General features: G+C 56.4%; 16 protein-coding genes. 7 read left to right on the forward strand and 9 right to left on the reverse strand.

Annotation, left to right across the window (positions count from 1 at the left end):
• Positions 1 to 114: 114 nt before the first annotated feature.
• The 4 genes from ppa (at position 115) to V5T82_RS00970 (ending at position 2,998) form a co-directional block, all read left to right on the forward strand.
• Positions 115 to 645: an inorganic diphosphatase gene (ppa, locus tag V5T82_RS00955; RefSeq protein WP_332893700.1), complete on the forward strand. Its 531-nt coding sequence runs from the start codon at positions 115 to 117 to the stop codon at positions 643 to 645.
• 163 nt (positions 646 to 808) lie between these two features.
• On the forward strand, positions 809 to 1,342 hold the full coding sequence (locus V5T82_RS00960; protein WP_332893701.1) for an O-acetyl-ADP-ribose deacetylase: 534 nt from the start codon (positions 809 to 811) through the stop codon (positions 1,340 to 1,342).
• Positions 1,343 to 1,376: 34 nt separating this feature from the next.
• Positions 1,377 to 2,303, forward strand: coding sequence for a hypothetical protein (locus V5T82_RS00965; protein ID WP_332893702.1), 927 nt, complete (start codon positions 1,377 to 1,379; stop codon positions 2,301 to 2,303).
• A 26-nt stretch (positions 2,304 to 2,329) separates the two neighbouring features.
• Complete coding sequence (locus V5T82_RS00970; protein WP_332893703.1) at positions 2,330 to 2,998, forward strand: hypothetical protein; 669 nt, start codon at positions 2,330 to 2,332, stop codon at positions 2,996 to 2,998.
• Between the two features lie 277 nt (positions 2,999 to 3,275).
• Here the strand turns inward: V5T82_RS00970 and V5T82_RS00975 are convergent, their stop codons facing one another.
• The 5 genes from V5T82_RS00975 to V5T82_RS00995 form a co-directional block, all read right to left on the reverse strand.
• Positions 3,276 to 4,475 (reverse strand): tetratricopeptide repeat protein, encoded by a 1,200-nt coding sequence (locus tag V5T82_RS00975; RefSeq protein ID WP_332893704.1) that lies wholly within the window; start codon positions 4,473 to 4,475, stop codon positions 3,276 to 3,278.
• 68 nt (positions 4,476 to 4,543) lie between these two features.
• Positions 4,544 to 4,711 (reverse strand): hypothetical protein, encoded by a 168-nt coding sequence (locus tag V5T82_RS00980; protein WP_332893705.1) that lies wholly within the window; start codon positions 4,709 to 4,711, stop codon positions 4,544 to 4,546.
• Between the two features lie 229 nt (positions 4,712 to 4,940).
• Positions 4,941 to 5,504, reverse strand: a complete 564-nt coding sequence (locus V5T82_RS00985) for a pyridoxamine 5'-phosphate oxidase family protein (RefSeq protein ID WP_332893706.1) — start codon at positions 5,502 to 5,504, stop codon at positions 4,941 to 4,943.
• 2 nt (positions 5,505 to 5,506) lie between these two features.
• Complete coding sequence (locus V5T82_RS00990; protein WP_332893707.1) at positions 5,507 to 7,783, reverse strand: NADP-dependent malic enzyme; 2,277 nt, start codon at positions 7,781 to 7,783, stop codon at positions 5,507 to 5,509.
• A gap of 54 nt (positions 7,784 to 7,837) precedes the next feature.
• Positions 7,838 to 8,320: a hypothetical protein gene (locus V5T82_RS00995; RefSeq protein ID WP_332893708.1), complete on the reverse strand. Its 483-nt coding sequence runs from the start codon at positions 8,318 to 8,320 to the stop codon at positions 7,838 to 7,840.
• Between the two features lie 198 nt (positions 8,321 to 8,518).
• On the opposite strand from V5T82_RS00995, the gene mutS reads away from it, so the two are divergent.
• Positions 8,519 to 11,140 (forward strand): DNA mismatch repair protein MutS, encoded by a 2,622-nt coding sequence (gene mutS / locus V5T82_RS01000; RefSeq protein WP_332893709.1) that lies wholly within the window; start codon positions 8,519 to 8,521, stop codon positions 11,138 to 11,140.
• A gap of 132 nt (positions 11,141 to 11,272) precedes the next feature.
• On the opposite strand, the gene V5T82_RS01005 is transcribed toward mutS, so the two are convergent.
• Both V5T82_RS01005 and V5T82_RS01010 read right to left on the reverse strand, forming a co-directional pair.
• Positions 11,273 to 12,082, reverse strand: a complete 810-nt coding sequence (locus V5T82_RS01005; protein ID WP_332893710.1) for a DUF3800 domain-containing protein — start codon at positions 12,080 to 12,082, stop codon at positions 11,273 to 11,275.
• 73 nt (positions 12,083 to 12,155) lie between these two features.
• Positions 12,156 to 12,908, reverse strand: a complete 753-nt coding sequence (locus V5T82_RS01010) for an MBL fold metallo-hydrolase (RefSeq protein WP_332893711.1) — start codon at positions 12,906 to 12,908, stop codon at positions 12,156 to 12,158.
• A 140-nt stretch (positions 12,909 to 13,048) separates the two neighbouring features.
• Here V5T82_RS01010 and V5T82_RS01015 point away from each other — a divergent pair, with 140 nt between their 5' ends.
• Together V5T82_RS01015 and V5T82_RS01020 are read left to right on the forward strand one after the other, a co-directional pair.
• Positions 13,049 to 13,318 (forward strand): DUF411 domain-containing protein, encoded by a 270-nt coding sequence (locus tag V5T82_RS01015; RefSeq protein ID WP_332893712.1) that lies wholly within the window; start codon positions 13,049 to 13,051, stop codon positions 13,316 to 13,318.
• Between the two features lie 95 nt (positions 13,319 to 13,413).
• Positions 13,414 to 13,875 (forward strand): DUF411 domain-containing protein, encoded by a 462-nt coding sequence (locus V5T82_RS01020; RefSeq protein WP_332893713.1) that lies wholly within the window; start codon positions 13,414 to 13,416, stop codon positions 13,873 to 13,875.
• A gap of 9 nt (positions 13,876 to 13,884) precedes the next feature.
• Here the strand turns inward: V5T82_RS01020 and V5T82_RS01025 are convergent, their stop codons facing one another.
• Complete coding sequence (locus tag V5T82_RS01025) at positions 13,885 to 14,526, reverse strand: glutathione S-transferase (RefSeq protein WP_332893982.1); 642 nt, start codon at positions 14,524 to 14,526, stop codon at positions 13,885 to 13,887.
• Positions 14,516 to 16,042, reverse strand: coding sequence for a hypothetical protein (locus tag V5T82_RS01030; RefSeq protein ID WP_332893714.1), 1,527 nt, complete (start codon positions 16,040 to 16,042; stop codon positions 14,516 to 14,518). Before V5T82_RS01030 ends, V5T82_RS01025 begins: the two co-directional genes overlap by 11 nt.
• Positions 16,043 to 16,073: the final 31 nt, after the last annotated feature.

Genomic DNA, 16,073 nt, shown 5'->3' on the forward strand with positions numbered 1-16,073 from the left:
CAAATAGGCGCAAAAAGTCTGGACGCGCGCCCGTCATCCATGGCATACACCCATTGTGCAGCGCAGCATAACAGTGTGCGCCTCCTGATAACACTCAAAGCAGAGCGGCTTAAAATGGACATTACCAAGCTTCCCATCGGCGATGACGCCCCCAACTCCTTCAACGTGATCATCGAAGTGCCCATGGGTGGCAACCCGGTGAAGTACGAACTGGACAAAGAATCCGGTGCCATGTTCGTGGATCGCTTCCTGCACACCGCCATGCACTATCCGTGTAACTATGGCTTTATCCCGCACACGCTGTCCGACGACGGCGACCCGGTTGATGCGGCTGTGTTGGGTCAACACGTTGTGGCCCCGGGCTCTGTCATTCCGTCCCGTCCCATCGGCGTGTTGTTGATGGAAGACGAAAGCGGCATCGATGAAAAAGTTCTGTGCGTGCCCGATCACAGCCTGCATCCTTACTACGAAGAGGTGGAAAGCTATACGGACATCCGCCCGATTTTGATCGAGCAAATTGCTCACTTCTTCACCCACTACAAAGACCTGGAAGACGGCAAGTGGGTGAAGGTCACGGGCTGGGAAGGTCCGGAACGCGCCAAAGAGCTGATCCAAGAAGGCATCGAGCGCGCCAAAAGCAAGTAAGCTCAATCCAGCTTCCATAATTCATGCAAAAAGGGCGGTTCCTTTCTCAGGGGCCGCCCTTTTGCTATACTGTGCGCGGAGAGGGGATCCAGACGGACGTGCACAAACAAAAGCTCGGGCAAGAAAGCCACGGGCGGGTGAGGGATTGCCGGGGAGGGCGCCTATGGGGGTGGATGTATCCAACCGCATCAAAATTATCACGGCAGACATCACAACTTTATCCGTGGACGCCATTGTCAACGCGGCCAACGCATCACTTCAGGGCGGTGGTGGCGTAGACGGTGCGATTCATAAAGCCGCCGGACCTGGGTTGTTGGCGGAATGTCGTCGTCTGAAACGCTGCATGACCGGCGACGCCAAGCTGACCGAGGGCTATGATCTACCCGCCGATTACGTGATCCACACCGTCGGCCCCATGTGGCACGGGGGCGGCAGTGGCGAGGATGCGGCCTTGGCGTCGTGCTACACAGCCAGCCTCCATATCGCGTGTGAACACAACTTTCACACCATCGCCTTTCCCGCCATTTCTACGGGTGTGTATGCCTTCCCGCCAAAGCGCGCCGCGCGCATTGCCGTGCACACGGTGGCGGGGTTTGTGGCGACCCAAGGCTGCCCGGCCCAAGTCGTCTTTTGCTGTTTTTCGGACGAAAGTGCAGAACTTCACCGACAGGCCTTGTCCGAACTCCATCCCTCTTGATAGAGTGAAGTCCTTGTTATTCGGAGGTTTTCATATGTTGTTCAAAGCGTTTCACCGTGCCCTTCTCATCTCGACCTTGGTTGCGCTGCCGCTCAGCGCCGAAGCAGCGGATGGCCGCTATGGGGCCTGGTCGCCGCCGGGGGCCAATTCATCAAGCCCCGCGGGCAACACCGAAGACCTGCTCAAAGACTTAAAGGCCCTGGTGGACGACGCGGAAAAAGCCAAGGCCGCGGACCGTTTGTTTTTACGCGATTTGCGCGATTTGATGGCGCGTTACGAAAACCCGTGGATCAAGCGCGCGCTGTTTGACGACTTTATGGACGGCGAGCTGGCGAAAAACCCCAGCTGGAAAACCGTGTCCGGTGAATTCTGGGTTGAACGCGGTTATGGCCTGCGCTCCAAAGCCGTGGCGGGCAGCGTGGGCTCGACCTCCAGCGGAAAGATGAGCAAAGAAGAGCTCGCCATTTCGATCTTAGGCGCAGTGCTACAGGGCAAAAACAAAAGTTCGACGCAGACACAAACCAAACCCACGCCTGCGACCCCTGCGGTGTTGAGCACGCGCGCGACCATCTCCAACGCGTTTGCTTTGAACGCAGAATTTTCCTCGTGGAAGGGTGAGGGCGATTTTGCCTTTGCCGTGACCCAAGGCTCCGGCGGGGCCGGGTATCGTCTGGTCTACACGCCCAAACAAAGCGGGCGCAGCGCCACAGTGGAGCTGGTGCGCAAATCCTCGCGCGGCGAAGGCGTGATCAACTCGCACTCCATCGATGCACTGGAAGACCAAAAAACCCACGCGCTGGCTTGGACCCGCGACAAGCTTGGCAACATGACCGTGAGCGTGGACGGCAAGCAAGTCATGAGCGCGCGTGACGCAAGCTTCCGCGATGCGTTCGACGGCGCGGCCATCATCAACGCCGGAGCGGACGTGATTGTGAAATCGGTTGAGGTTTTGGGCATGTAGGGGGGATGTAGGCCCAAGCACCCGCTATGACCGCAGATACGCGATCAACGTTTTGGCTGCTCTATGTGTTGTATGGGGCAGAGGTGCTCCATATCGCTCTTTTGCTCAGCGGTTTTTTGGCCCAAGGTTTTTATGACACCGGTGCCGGCACGGGGTTGTTATATATTTTGCCCGCGCCTGTGCTCATCGGCTTTTGGACTCGCCATTATTTTGTGCGCGGCATCTGGTTGGCGTATGCATGGATTGTCGGTCTGGGCTATGCCTCGTCCGACGTGGGCGGGGATTTGCTCAGTATCGATTGGGCGAACGCTTGGCCGTTTGTGCTGTACCCCATAATCCTGTCCCTTATATTGGTCGGGCACAAATCATCCCCTACATATTTCCACCGCACCATGTTTGCCCGCACGCTGCAAGAAGTGGAGTCCCAAGCTGTTGAAGGGCAAGAGGTCTTTCAAAAAGGTCAAAAGCTCGACCCGGATGCGTTTTTGGCCATGCGCTTGGCGAAGGCGGAACAAAAACAAAGTCGCCGTCCTGCACCGGGTCTCGGCTGGGCCCAGGCGTTTTGGACAGGGGGGTATATCGCCCTTGCCGGGTATGTGTTGGACGTCGCGCTGATTTGGGAATTCGGTTTGATGATCTTGGTCATGGGGTTCGTGCTTGGCCGCATCTGGCTCGCAGCGGCCCGGCGCGGGTGAGGGGGGGTGTTCCGTTTCGCGCGCTGTTGATTTCACCACAGAGGACACAGAGGACACAGAGTTTCTGTCGTCGTTAGCTGGGCTTAGGCATGACAAAAAAGTAGAAGTGTCATGGCCGGACTTGATCCGGCCATCCACGTTTTTCTTTCAAACGACACCCAAAGACGTGGATACCCGGGTCAAGCCCGGGCATGACGCCCGTTAGAATACTGTCACCCCGGACGTGATCCGGGGTCCATGGGCGTGAACGTCACGGGAAGGAAAAAAGCCCCACCCCTCAATCCGCCCGATCTGAGCACGCCGCAATCTCCCGGCGCAAAATGTCGAGATTGTTGGCCACCCCTTGCGTCTTCGGATGCTCCGCCCCATAGGCCGCCAACAAAATTCCATGGGCACGCTCCATCAAAGGCTCGGCCTTGTCCAACCGATGGGTGTCATAATAGAGCGAGGCTAAATTGTTGAGTCGGGTGGCGACTTTGGGATGGTTTGGTCCAAAGGCATTTTCGTCGATGTTCAGGGCGCGTTCCATCAAAGGCTCGGCCTTTTCCAACCGATGGGTGGCATGATAGAGCTGGGCTAAATTATTGAGTCGGATGGCGACCTTGGGATGGTCCGGTCCAAAGGCGTTTTCGTGGATTTTCAGTGCGCGTTCCATCAAAGGCTCCGCCTTGTCCAACCGATTGGTGGCTTTATAGTGCAGCGCCAAATTGTTGAGGACGATTGCTGTCAGTGGAGCATCCGAAGAGAGATGTTGGTCTGCCAGTTCCTGCGCCGCGGTTAAAACGTTTTCGCCTTGTGAATAGTCAGCCGCGAGATAATAAGAACCTCCAGCACTCGCTAACGCGCCGATTTGCTCCTCAATACATTTATCTGGGCAATGGTCTGCAGCGCGTTTGTAATGGTGGGCCGCGTCCAGATATTTGATCCGGGTTTTCGCCAATTCGGCGCGCGCAACGGCGGATTCGTACGCGGCCATGTGGCGGGCATGCAGTTGATCTTCGAGCTCTGCCACCGCCTGCAAATCCTGATTTTCGGCATCGTGCAAAATGGCATCCGCGTCATCGTATCGACCATCGGCGATGGCGGCCTCGGCGTCTTGGCGCAGGGCAGTCGTGCGTTCATCCACATCGGGAATGGCGGCGACACGGGTAAGCAGGTCTTTGTGCCGCCCGGCGATTTCGCGGAGCTTGGCGTCCAGTTCATCCGGCCCGACATGATCTTCTTCCAAAATTTTGAAGAAATTGCGCAGCGCTGCTTCGGTGACGCCGAGCTCTTTGGCGAGTTGGGCGTCTTGGGATAGTGGAGATGGAGGCAGTTCGTCTGCGGCGGGGCGCATGAACGAGAGAATACGTTTGGGAACGCCAAAAAACCAAGCTGCGCCGCCTAAGATGATCGCCGTCGCAACCGGTTTCAATATGTCATCTTGGTGCGTGACAAACCAATCTATCAGGGTCGTAAGCCACTGCCAGTCGGGCATCACCGAATCTCCTCATCACAGAAATACTATGACAAGAAGTCGTATAAATTGTCATGAAAAAAATCTAACTAAAGCAGCGTGTCGCCCGACGTGTTGGCGACGTAGATGGCGACGGTGATGATGAACAGAGCGCCCAGGCCCAGCATGGATAGGATGCGATTCTTGGTTTGCGCATCCGCTTCACTTTGCGTGATTTTTTTCAAGTCTTTGCTTAAAGGCGATTGGGAGTCTGGCATCTTAAATTCAATATCCAAAAGATGATTATCGACGGTCCTCAACCGCCGCGCGCGTGTAATTCATAACAAATTTATGACACGTGGGCCAGTGTTCGTTTGCTGTGTCACAATTGGGTAAGGGTATGAAAAAAGAGCTATTTTCGTCAAGGAGATAGTCCGGCAAAAAACAATAGCATGCATTATGTTGCAGCCGATTTGCCCACAGGCGCGAATCTCGCATGTGCAAAAATCAGTCGTCCGTGGAGGGGTGCAGCGCGTAAGGCTTCAGCCCATCCTGGCTTTCAGAGTTCTTGCGACCCCAATAATCGCGCACAAAATCGTCGCCGTTTTTATCCCAGTGTTTGACCAAGGCGTCACGGTCTTCAACGAAGTCGAATTTGGGCACGCCCATGCCGCACGATTCCTGGGTCTTGTGCACATCGACCACCATGATTTGACGGGTGCCGGACAGGGGTGGGAAGAGGTTGGAGAACTCATCCCATTGCTCATCGTTCGCCGTGATCACCCGGCCCGTGCCGAACAGGCGCAGGATTTTGGGTGGGCCGTCGAAGGCGCAGAACATAAATGTGATACGCCCATTTTCTTGTAAGTGTGCCGAGGTCTCGTTGGCGCTGCCGGTGATGTCCAAGTACGCCACTTGGTTGGGGCCTAAGACACGAAAGCTGTCCATGCCCTTGGGCGAGACATTGACGTGGCCGTCTTGCGACAAGGGCGCGCTGGCGACGAAGAACATGTGCTGGTCTTCGATGAACGCCTTTTGCGCGTCCGAGATGTTGTCGAAGAACTTAGCCATATTTAAATCGCGTCATGGGCAGCAAGTGCCGCCAAGTTGACCAAGTCCGAAACCGTTGCCCCCATGGGCGCGATTTGTGCGGGTTTGGAAATACCCAACAACAACGGCCCGATCACCGTGCCGCCACCCAACTGCTGTACCAAACCGGCAGAGATGTTGGCAGCGTTCAAGCCCGGCATGACCATAACGTTGGCGGGACCGGACAAGCGGGTGAACGGATAGACGCGTTTTTGCAGTTCGTAATCCAGCGCGATTTCGGCGTTCATCTCACCTTCGTATTCGAAGCTGACGTTGAGCTTGTCCAAAATCTTCATGGCTTCGCGGGCGACCTGGGTGCGTTCGGGCATGGGGTTGCCGAAGTTCGAAAACGCCATCATGGCGACGCGGGGCTCTTGGCCCAAGTGACGCACTTTGGCTGCGGCTTGGATGGCGGTGTCGGCCAATTGTTGAGCATCAGGCATGACATTGACAGCTGTATCGGCCAAGAACACGGTGCGCCCTTGGGCGACCAAAAGCGTCAAACCGAGTACCGATTGGTTGGGAACGGGGTCAATGACTTGGGTGATGTCTTTGAGCGCCACGTGATAGTTGCGCGTCAGACCCGTGACCATGGCGTCCGCGTCACCTTGGGCGACCATGCATGCGGCAAAGGTGTTGCGGTTTTGCTTGACCATGCGCGAGCAATCGCGGAACAGTTTGCCTTCACGTTGCAGGCGGTCGTAGACGTCATCGATATAACGTTCGGTCGCGTCGGACAGCTTAGCGTTGGTGATTTCCACGCCGTCCAGTTTGGGCAAGCCCAGCTCGACCAGCTTTTCATGGATTTCGTCTTCGCGCCCCACCAAGATGGGGAATCCGTAACCTGCGTTGTAAAACGCCACGGCCGCACGGATGGATTTTTCTTCTTCACCCTCGGCAAAGACCACACGGCGCGGATGCAGGTGCACGTCTTCAAAGATGGCTTGCAGCGACGGCGCGGTGGGATCCATGCGCGCGGTCAGCTCGTTGCGATAGGCATCCATGTCGATGATCGGGCGTTGCGCCACTCCACTTTCCATGGCGGCCCCCGCAACGGCGGGCGGCACGGTGGTGATCAGGCGCGGATCGAAGGGTGCCGGGATCAAATAGTCGGGTCCGTATTGCAAGTGCTGGCCGGAATACGCCATGTCCACTTCGTCGGGCACGTCTTCGCGCGCCAATCCGGCGATGGCGTGGGCGGCGGCGACTTTCATGTCTTCGTTAATGGTGGTGGCGCGCACGTCGAGTGCGCCGCGGAAGATATAGGGGAAACCCAACACGTTGTTGATCTGGTTGGGGTAGTCCGAACGCCCCGTGGCCATGATCACGTCGTCGCGCACCGCTTTGGCGTCTTCGGGGGTGATTTCGGGATCGGGGTTGGCCATGGCGAAGATGATCGGCTTGTCGGCCATGCTTTCGACCATTTTTTGCGTCACGGCACCTTTGACCGACAGGCCCAAAAACGCGTCGGCGCCGACCATAGCGTCTTCCAACGTGCGTGCATCTGTGGGTGCGGCGTGGGCGGTTTTCCATTGGTTCATGCCGATTTCGCGGCCTTGGTAAATGACGCCCTTGGAATCGCACATGATGGTGTTTTGTGCGCGCACGCCCAGGCACTGGACCAGCTCAATACACGCGATGGCGGCCGCACCGGCACCGTTCACGACGACTTTGATGTCTTCCATGTTGCGCCCGGTGAGATCACACGCGTTGATCAGACCCGCAGCGGTGATGATGGCAGTGCCGTGTTGATCATCGTGGAACACCGGAATGTCCATGATTTCGCGCAATTGCTGTTCGATGATGAAACAATCGGGTGCAGCGATGTCTTCTAAGTTGATGCCGCCGAAGCTGGGCCCCAACAATTTGACCGCGTTGATGAATTCATCCGCGTCTTTGGTGTCGACTTCCAAATCGATGCCGTCGATGTCGGCAAAGCGTTTGAACAGGACGGCTTTGCCTTCCATGACGGGTTTGGAGGCTTGAGCGCCCAAATCACCCAAACCCAAAACGGCCGTGCCGTTGGAAATGATGGCGACGATGTTGCCCTTGGCGGTGTAGTCGTAGGCCAGTTGCGGGTCGCGTTCGATCTCCAAACACGGTGCGGCAACGCCGGGGCTGTAGGCGAGCGACAGGTCGCGTTGCGTCGTCAGCGGCTTGGTCGGGTGGATTTCCAGCTTGCCGGGACGGCCAGAGGCGTGCATCACCAAGGCTTCTTGGTCGGTGGCGCTCATATGGTCGTTGTCATCGGAATGGGACATTTGTGGGGAAGTCTCTCAAGTCAAAGTGAAGCGTTTTGTAATTTTATTACCGGGTTAAGCCCCGCGTTGGTGCATGTGTACGTTGGCAGCACCAAAGGTTTCAAGGATTTTTAGCGCTTTTTGCTCTTTTTCCTCAGAAAAACAGGCAATCCATAAGATGACACCGCCCGCGTCCAGGGCGTTGGCGAAATGTTCGGTGTGGGGGTGCGCGGTGACTTCGTCTAAAACGTCTTTGGCGACCACGCCGGCGGTGGCGGCGGCAATAACCGACGCGATGGCCGCAGCCGTTGGGCCACCGGCCAGCAAAATCACACCTGAGGCAACCAGCGGGCCTTCGTATTTGACTTCACCGACCAGAGCGGTGAGCACCTCTTTCCAGGTTTTTTCCGGCGGATTTGCGGCGTCCAAGCTTTCGTGGCTGTCCAAAACGGATAAGTCCACACTTTCAAAGCCTTCGGTCAAAAGATGATGGACGGCGGCTTCGAACCCGGTGCGTTCGTTGAAAATGCCGACGGCTTCGCGTGTTGGCAAGGTCATGTATACTCCTCCCACTCTCTCTTTATTGTTATAGGCTCATGTTAGGGCGGTTTATACACAAGTCCAAGTCTTTCGCGTGTTGATTTAAGGACGCTCGCGTGTAATGTGAACGGGTCATTTTTAGCCCGGATTCTCTTAAGCTTAATGAACAACGAAGCGCCAAAAAACCCCACAAAGCCCGCCGCCGGAGTGACTCCGATGATGGCGCAGTTTTTGTCGATTAAAGAAGACCACCCAGACGCTTTGTTGTTCTATCGCATGGGCGACTTTTACGAGCTGTTTTTCGAAGACGCTGAAAAAGCGTCTGCCGCGTTGGACATCACGCTCACCAAACGCGGCAAGCATGACGGCAACGACATCCCCATGTGCGGCGTTCCGGTGCACAGCCATGAACAGTATTTATCCCGCCTAATCCGCAAAGGCTTTCGCGTCGCCGTGTGCGAACAGACCGAAGACCCGGCCGAAGCGAAAAAGCGCGGGGCTAAATCCGTGGTGCGCCGTGAAGTCGTGCGTGTGGTGACACCGGGCACGATTACGGAAGACAGTCTGCTCGACGCCCGGTCCAACAACTATCTTGCGGCCATTGCCGAGGCTCAGGGGGATTTAGGTCTCGCCTGGATTGACGTGTCGACCGGACAGTTTTTTGCCCAAAGCTCCGGCCTGGATCAGTTGGGCGCGCAGCTGGCCCGGTTGAAACCCGGCGAATTGATGTATCCCGACAGCCTCATGAGCAAGGATGGTTACCCTGTTATCTTAGGCGATTGGGTGGAGGCTTTGACGCCCCAGCCGGCATCGAGGTTCGACAGTACCAACGGGCGCAAACGCATTGAGGCGTTGTTCGGGGTGAAGACGCTGGAAGCGTTTGGTGGTTTTGGCCGTGCCGAAGTGGCGGCGGCGGGTGCCCTGTTGGATTATGTGGAGCTCACACAAAAGGGCAAGCTTCCGCGCATCACACCTTTGCAACGCATTGCCACGGGCGGCGTCATGGAAATCGATGCCGCAACCCGGCGGAACTTGGAGCTGTCCGAAACGTTGACCGGAACGCGCAAGGGCTCGCTGTTGTCGGTCATGGACAAGACCATTACGGGCGCGGGCGCACGCTTGTTGGCACAACGCTTGGCCGCACCCTTGACGGATGTGAGCGCTATAGAAGCGCGCTTTTGCGCGGTGCAGTTTGGCGTGGACGAAACGCGCACCCGTGAAGATGTACAGGGCCTGTTGAAGCGTTGCCCAGATTTGGAACGCGCGCTGTCACGTCTCACACTCGGTCGCGGCGGGCCGCGTGACTTGGCCGCCGTTATGGGCGGCTTGGCGTTGAGCGCCGATGCGCGCGATTTGTTTCACGGCAAAACCGTGCCCGCAGGTTTGACGGCGAGTTTAGAAAACCTCGGCGAACATGGCGAACTGGTGGGGGAACTCACCCAGGCCTTGGCTGACGAGCTGCCCGTGTTGGCGCGCGACGGCGGGTTTGTGCGCGCGGGCTACCGTCCGGATTTGGACGAGCTGAAGACGCTCCGCGACGAAAGCCGCCGTCTGATCGCCGGGCTGCAAGGCAACTACCAAGACCACACGGGCGTGAGCGCGCTGAAGGTCAAACACAACAACGTGCTGGGTTACTTCATTGAAGTTTCGGCCAAGCATGCCGACAAACTGATGGACCCAGACGGGCCGTATATCCATCGCCAAACTATGGCCAACGCCGTGCGCTTTAATACCGTCGAGCTGTCGGAGCTCGAAGGCAAAATCGCCCGCGCCGCCGACGGCGCGGTGGCGTTGGAGCTGGACGTGTTTGAGCAGCTGGTCGCCCGCGTGGTTGAGCGCGCCGACGCCATTGCCTTGTGTGCCCGGGCTTTGGCCGAACTGGATGTGGCGTTTGGCTTGGCGCAATTGGCCTTGGACGCGCGCCTCACCCGCCCCGTCGTCGACGACAGCCGCGATTTCGAAATCACCCAAGGCCGCCACCCGGTGGTTGAAGCGGCTTTGGAAGCTGGCGAAGGGGAAAAGTTCGTCGCCAACGATTGCGCCCAAGACGATGAAGCCGGACGGCTTTGGCTGCTGACCGGTCCCAACATGGCCGGTAAATCGACCTTCTTGCGCCAAAATGCTTTGATTGCGGTGATGGCGCAGATGGGCGCGTTTGTGCCCGCCGCCTCGGCGCGCATTGGCGTGGTCGATCGCTTGTTTAGCCGTGTCGGCGCGGCGGACGACCTCGCCCGTGGACGCTCCACGTTCATGGTGGAAATGGTCGAAACGGCAGCGATCTTGAACCAAGCGGGCGAACGCGCGCTGGTGATCTTGGACGAAATTGGGCGTGGTACATCCACGTTCGACGGTCTGTCCATCGCCTGGGCGGTTATAGAACACTTACATGAAGTGAACACGTGTCGTGCCTTGTTCGCCACCCACTACCACGAACTCACCGCGCTTCAAGCGAAGCTCGACGGGCTTACGTGTCACGCCATGAAAGTGAAAGAGTGGAAGGGTGAAGTGGTGTTCTTGCACGAGGTGGGACCGGGTGCGGCGGACAGGTCTTACGGCATTCACGTGGGCCAACTGGCGGGCCTGCCGCCTAAAGTGGTGTCGCGCGCCGAACAGATTTTGAAGTCGCTGGAAGAAGGCGAACAATCCTCCACCGTCACCAAGCTCGCCGACGACTTACCCCTGTTCAGCCACGCCCCCGCCAATGCAGGGACACCAAGCGGCCCCCGCGTCGAGAGCGAAGTCGAAGCCGCCATCAAAGCCATGCTGCCCGACGAAATGACCCCGCGCGAAGCGTTGGACTATCTGTATCGGTTGAAGGATATGGATGTGGGCGAATAAACGAATCGGCACTTAACAAAATGTTGCACAACATGCAACCTTTGCGCTAGAATCGACGTATGGTCAATTGAGACCGGGCGTCGTCCTAGACGGCGGGCAAGGCTCCCTTCGGGGAGCCTTTCGCTTTTCTACTTAAAAATCAAAGCAGTAGTACTTGACGCAGGCTTCGTCTGCAAGCTCCTGAGGTAGGTGTTGATCAATAAGTCGGTTGGCACTATGCAATGCGGCATAGGGTCGGTATGTCTTATCATACCCGCCTTTTACCAATGGAAAGAGCACCAGATCTGCGATTTGCATGATGGGGTGATATTTCGTTGTGAATTGAGGCGTTTTCAGGAGATATTTCGTAAAATCATCTTCTGCTAAAGGTGAGTATGCTTGGGAACGATTGGCATCAAAGTACATCCCGTGTTCGCGCATGTGGGCGTGATAATCGCGGATGGCGCGGTCTTCTCGTTTGCCAGTTTGTTCAACATACACAATGAGTTTTCGGCCATGGTGACGTGCGTACTTTAAAGCGCGCTCTACGACGATCGTGTAGGCACTTTTGCTCAATTCCCATCTTGCCTGACCGTATAGGTGTTCATATCGAGCGTTATAGCCGGGCCGGTGCACGACGCATGCGTGACATTTGATCGGTAAGTTACAGAGATATGATTCCAGTGCTGAGTGAAAAGAGTTGGCACGTTTAGAATCATGTTTTAGCCAGCGAAAAGCATTTTTCTGTGTTCGAATGCTGTGTGAATGCAATGGGTAATCGATATTGAACCGCTCACAGAATTCTTCGTGTTGGCGTGTGGTAGAATGAATGTCCTCGGACGCGATGAGAACACCACCGAGCGCAAAATGGTCAAGGCCATCGTTCCGCGTTATCGGCTGTGACTTATCGGGCAATCGTGTGCCTGAATCATCGATATACAAATGAAAAGATGGTGTTCCCATAGGGCAATATATTGCACGATTCGGACGGTAACTTAAAGTTGTTTAGAGATAATCGCCCGCCCTGTATGGGGGCTCACCCTTGCACTGCAATCTCGCACAGCTTGCCCATCTCATCCGGCACGGTATCGGGACATTGACCACACAGCATGTTGGCAGGCACGGCGAGGTCCATTTTTTTCGGATAGGCCAAATCTAGGTCTTTCATGATTTGCACAAACGCCTCTTCTTCGGTGCCGTCTTTCAAACGTGGGTTGCGGGTGCGTTCTTGTGTGATGGATGACACGTTGCGCCCTTTGTAATCATGTCCCGGATAAACCAAGGTTTTGCCGGGTAGCGTGAACAGCTTGGTGTGGATGGAGCGATAAAGCGCGGACGACGATCCGCCCTGAAAATCCGTGCGTCCGCACCCGTCGATTAGCAAGGCGTCCCCCGTCAGAACGGCTTGGCTGGCACTTGTTTTGAATCGGTAGCTTAAATGATGGTCGGTGTGACCCGGGGTGAACAGGGGGGCAAGCTCGACGGTGCCGAGCGCCAGCGGGGTTTCTTCGCTCAACTGCACGTCGGCGCAGGCAATGTTCGCGCCGGACGGCATAGCGATGTCGCAATCCGTGATGGACTTGAGCTTTAGAGCGCTGGTCAGGTGATCCGCATGCACGTGGGTGTCCAGCGTGTAGGCCAGGGTGAGGTTTAAAGCTTTCAGCTCCTCCAAATCGCGCGCAAAGGTCTCCAACACCGGGTCGACCAGGATCGCTTGGCCGCTGTCTTCACAGCCGATCACATAGGTGTAGGTCGATGAGGTAGGCTCGAACAATTGGCGGAAAATCATCGGCTTGCTCCGTATATCAGGTGTATCTGATATGGGGTGGTTCGAGGTGCCGATCAAGTCCAACCCGCCCCATTCACGCCTCAGCACTGCCACAGTTGCCTGGTCCAATAGAAAATCGAAAACGTTCAGAGGGCGGGGTCATGATTTCGCAAAACGCATTATACAAACTGGGTCTGGCCGCCATTGTGCTGACCAGTGCAAGTATTGGGCTGTGGACGGCGGACGGGCCGACGGCGGCGGTGAGCAAATCGGCGGTGTCGCCCTTGAAATGCTGTTCCACCTGGGAAGATCACATGCGTGCCAGCGGTGTCGATGACGAAGTCGGCAAAGCGTTCGATTTAAAACCCCTGTTCGCAGATACGCTCCAACCCGTCATGGCCCACGACAAACGCTTCGTCATCCGCCACTAAAACTTAAGACGGGGCACAGCGCTGGGCTGCCTTACCCTTGCCATAGTCTCTTGGTGAAATTATCTTAACCTGAAGAGAACAGAGGGCAGGGAACGATGAACAAATCCGTGACATTTGGTTTGGCAGCTGTTGTTTTGGCTGGAGTTGGCTTCGGTGCTTGGACCTTAAGTGATCCGAAACCGGCACACGCGGCAGAAATGGTGGTCTACAAATCACCCACGTGCGGGTGTTGTGGGGCATGGGTTGACCATGTGCGCGCCAACGGATTTGAAGTTGAGGTCAAAGAAGTCTTTGATCTCGACCCCATTAAGGCCTCGGCCGGTGTGCCCGGTGAAATGGAATCTTGCCATACCGCGATGATTGATGGGTATGTGGTTGAAGGCCACGTTCCCGCCGAAGACATCAAACGCCTGATTTCTGAAAAACCGGATGTCAAAGGTATTGCCGTTCCCGGTATGCCCATCGGGTCTCCAGGCATGGAACAAGGCGACTACAAAGAGCCTTATGCGTCTGTGCTGTTCGGAAAACAAGGCTATAAAATTTTTGCCCAACACTAGGTTCTGGCCCTAGGCGTTTATAAGAACAGGTTCGTCGCCGGGCTTCCACGGGTCGAACTTGTCCATCACCGCACCAAAGGGTTCGGAGTTGAGAAACGCGGCGAGCCAGCGTTGTACATTTTTATAAGGCTGGGCGTAAAACCAATCTTCATCGGCAATGGCGAATTGGCGCACGAACGGTGCGATGGCAAAGTCGGCTTGGCAGGGCATATCGCCAAACAAGCACGGACGGTCCAGTTGGCGTTCCAGCGTCGCGATGAACTTTTCGCCCAGTGTGCGCTCTTCTATGGGGTCGGCGTCTTCATACCGGGTGGCGTATTTGTAGCGATCCAAATGGGTTTTGAAATCCCCGTCGCACGCGCGGATCAATCCGGTCTGGCTGATCAAGTCCGGGTCCAACCAGCGATGCGGGTCATGTTGGCCCAAGGCCCAGGCCATGATGTCCAAGCTTTGATCAATTACCCGGCCGTTTGGCAACAGCAACACCGGCACGGTGCCTTTGGGGGACAGGTTAAGCATCTCTTCGGGTTTGTCCTTGAGCACCACCTCGCGCAGCTCATATACGTGGCCGCTGGCATGCAGCGCCAATCGCGCGCGCATGGCATACGGGCAGCGGCGAAAACTGTAGAGGATGGGATGCTCAGTCGTCATTGTCACGTTGATCGGGGGTCATGCGGGTGGAAACTTCTGGATAGGCATTACGTAAGTCCTGAAAATCGGAAAACCTAGCAAGTTCTTGAAATAATTTGATGACTTCGTGCATAGACGGGCCATGGCGGGCGCCCAAAGCCACACGTAACGTGTTGAATTTGATGTCCCGGCCATAGCCCATTTCATAGCGGTGCGAGCGAAAGCCGAAACTGGACGCCGGCCAAAAGCAGAGCTTTCTGCGATGGCTTTCGAAATCCAAAACATTGTTGAGAAACGACCGCGCGCTGTCGTCGTCGGGGCGATAGCGGATGTTCACAAACGGCGATTGCGCCCAGGGAAGGCGGGCATTGTCCCCCAGGCTTGGATGAAACACGGCGTCGAACACACCCGTGTCCGGTTTGATCAAGGGGTGAAGCTGTTCGGCAAAGAGGCGGTTGGCCGCAAACACGGCGGTGGTGTGGGTGTTTAAAAGGTCTGCGTGCAAAAATAGCGGGGCTTGCAGGGCGGCGAGTTCGTTGTGGCTCAGGTTCGTGCCCAGGGTCGTGCGGCTGATTTGCAAGCTGTTGACGATGTCGTCGAGTTTATCGTCCCTGTGTTCGGGCATCCACAGGTTCATCAGCCCCGCATTGGCAAGCTCCAAACCCTGTTGGTCGAGCTTGAGGCCGGAGCGGACTTCGACGATCAGCGCGGGCGCTTGATCGTTCAGGCGTTTACAAAAATCCTCCATGGAAATCGTGTCGCCCAGCAAGGACGTGTCGATTAAAAGGGTTGCCGGGCGTTTGGATTTTCGTTTGGACCACGCTGCAACGAAGCTGTCCAAGTCGAACACGTCGAGCTCCAGTTTTGCGGCGACAGGTTCCAACACAATCAGATCGGTCTGACCGTCTTGCATGTGTTTGTGCAGACCGTCTTGCGTGGCGTGTTTGCGGCCGATGAAGCGTTGGTCGCACACCAATTGTAAGGCCTTGCTAATTTCGAAATACCCCCCCCACCAATGCAAGGTCTGGGGGGCGCTGAGCTCTGTCCACCACTGCGGCGCCAAGCCCCGGTAGGCCTGCAAAAACGTAGTGATGGCCGCCATGGCGCTGGCAAAAAGCAAGGATTGTTTGTGCCAGCCCTTGGGCGTCGGCCACGCGCCCGCCAAGCGGTTTTCCAGATTGATGGGTTTGAGCCAGCGATCATAGGGATAGTTCACCCGATCACCGCCCGGCAGGTATTTGATCTGGGTTTGCGGTGGGCTCATCATGTAGCGGCTCGAACGGCTATGCACGGCCTGCAGCCACAGATGGCGCAGCTCCATAATCAGCGCTTCGAGTTTGCGCTCGCCGGTCAGGGTTTCTAAAGCCTTACTTTGAGTAAGGGTACTGGCCTTGGTGTGCCAGTTGTCTAAGGGTTTTGTGTCTATGGCCGGTCCGTCGTTGCCATCGTCGAGATGCGTGCGCATGTCATCATATAGCGCGATCAAGGCGTGCAAATCCGCCAGACAGGATGCAGAGGTGTGGGCCGTGGTGTCCATGGGCTTACAATAATGCGAAAATGCCTATACA

This window comes from Magnetovibrio sp. PR-2 (genome assembly GCF_036689815.1).
Lineage (GTDB): Bacteria > Pseudomonadota > Alphaproteobacteria > Rhodospirillales > Magnetovibrionaceae > Magnetovibrio.